Origin of the sequence: Streptomyces niveiscabiei, from assembly GCF_001419795.1 — a bacterium.
Taxonomy (GTDB): Bacteria; Actinomycetota; Actinomycetes; order Streptomycetales; family Streptomycetaceae; genus Streptomyces; species Streptomyces niveiscabiei.
Window position 1 is genome coordinate 1 of record NZ_LIRL01000137.1, and the last position, 1,992, is coordinate 1,992.

Here is a 1,992-nt window from a genome sequence, read left to right on the forward strand (position 1 = left end):
GCCCCGGACGACCCCCGCCGCCGCCACACCGCGGACGTGGACGTCGGCGCCTGCAACTGCGTACGCAACGACGTCGACCAGGCGATCACCGCATCGGAGTCGCAGCAGACGTTCTTCCCGGGCCCGACCTCCAGCACCAACGGCTCCCCGGACGTCATCACGACGACCTGCCCGTCCCCGGAGAGCTCCAGGTTGTACGCCCCGGCGGAAGCCACCTCGACGGCACTGTCGATCGCGACGATCCCGACCTTGAGGGACCCGTCGAACGCGAGCACGGACGACGAGTCGACGGTGATCCCCCGCCCGACCTCCATGATGTGCAGGTGCTGCGCGAAGTTCGCGAGATACACGACCCCGCTCCCCTTGCACCGCATGAGTTCGAGCCGCTCCCCGGTCATCCGCTCGACGTTGCGCCACCCCCGGTCCCGGTACTGGCTGTCGAACTGGACGTCGCCCTCGAAGGCGACCATGGCCCCCTGCCGCGCGAGGATCGCCCCGCGCCCGCGCGAGACGTCCGTCTTGAGGAGCTGCGGGTTCTGGAGGGTGTAGCGCTCGGTGGACTCCACCGGAATGTGCGCGAAGAGTGTGCTGTGCATGTCTGTCGTGGCTCCCCTCAGCCCCGGATCTTGAATCGGTCGCCGGTGTCCTCGCTGGGCTGGACGACGACGAACCCCTGCCCCTTGAAGCCGACCTGGAAGGCTTCCCCGCTGCCCCGCCCGATCAGCGCGCCCGCCTTGATCGTGCGCTTGGCCTTCATGTCGAGCCCGTCGGTCCAGGCGATGAGCGCGTCGGGGTCGACGTAGGTCTCGCGCTCCGCGCAGTCGAGGGAGATCGGCATCCCCCGGCTGACGAGCGCGACCCACCCGGTGCCCCGCACGACGAGGTTCGTGAGCCCGGACCCGGAGAGCTTCGCGAGCCCCTTGACGGGCTCGATCTTCAGCTCCAGCGAGGCATCGCAGGCGAGCAGGGTGGGCCCGTTGACGGAGATCGCCTCGTTGTTCAGGTGCAGGACGAGTACGTCTCCGCCGTAGTCGGCGAGGTACAGCTCGCCGTCGCCGCGGCACATCATCAGCCGGCCGCCCTCGCCGGTGACCATCTCCTCGGCGCTGCGCCGCAGGCTCGCGGGGGCGCCGTCGAACTGGACGTACCCGTCGTAGGCGATCATCGAGCCGGCCTTCGCGTACAGGTCCTGGCCGGTGACCATGGTGACCTTGAGCGTCTTGGAGCTGTGCACGCTCATCCGTACGCCGGCCGTCGCGGGCTGCTGCGCGTTCAGTGTCTGGAGGTCCATGGCTGCCTCACACCTCGAAGGGCTGGACGACGACGAAGTTGCCGGGGGCGCCCCGGAACTGGAGGTTGACGGCCTCCGCGGTCTGCCGGGCGTACCCGGAGCGGCGCAGGCGCAGCGAGGTCGTGGTGACCGCCTGCGCGCCCGCGGACCAGGCGATGACGGCGTTGCCGTCGACGTACGTGGCGGGGCCGACCGGGAGGACGACGGGGATGCCGCGGGTCTTGACGACGATCGCGCCCGTGCCGGAGAACAGCATGCTGAACAGGCCGCCGCCGGGCAGGCCCGCGCCCTCGATCCGGCGGACCTCCGTGTCGAGGGCCTCGTCGAAGGCGAGCACCCCGCGCGCGGACGTGTAGAGCTGCTCGCCCTGGAGGCGGATCACGAAGAGGCGGCTCGCCTCGTCCGCGAGGAAGACCTCGCCGTCGCCGGAGCAGCGCATGAGGCTCATGCCCTGGCCGGTGAGCTGTCCCGTCAGCTTGCCGAGGAGACCCGAGCCCTTGTGGGCGAAGTCGACGTCGCCCTGGTAGGCGACCATGCTGCCCTGCTTGGCGAGGATGTTCGCGCCCTTGGTGAGCGTCGCCCGCACGAGCTCCGGGTTCTGTTCGGTCCAGCGGTCGCCCACGGGGGCCTCGGCGTACTTGGTGAGCACCGCGCGGAGGCCGGCTTCGGGGGGTACGGGGGCGAGGGAGGCGGCGGCGCCG

The 1,992-nt window shown here is 70.7% G+C and carries 3 protein-coding genes; all 3 read right to left on the reverse strand.

Going from position 1 to position 1,992, the window contains the following annotated elements; all coding sequences use genetic code 11:
* The coding region (locus AOK24_RS07405) for an AIM24 family protein (RefSeq protein WP_055719244.1) at positions 1-596 on the reverse strand (596 nt) is incomplete at its 3' end.
* A gap of 17 nt (positions 597-613) precedes the next feature.
* Positions 614-1,291 carry an AIM24 family protein gene (locus AOK24_RS07410; RefSeq protein WP_055719245.1) on the reverse strand — a complete coding sequence of 226 codons (678 nt, stop codon included), beginning with the start codon at positions 1,289-1,291 and terminating at the stop codon, positions 614-616.
* A gap of 7 nt (positions 1,292-1,298) precedes the next feature.
* On the reverse strand, positions 1,299-1,992 hold a 694-nt coding region (locus AOK24_RS07415), incomplete at its 5' end, for an AIM24 family protein (RefSeq protein WP_167376813.1).

Bases quoted from the DNA above. Each gene is read 5' to 3' on its own strand.
- AOK24_RS07410 (WP_055719245.1), bottom strand. From the start codon at position 1,291: ATGGACCTCCAGACACTGAACGCGCAGCAGCCCGCGACGGCCGGCGTA.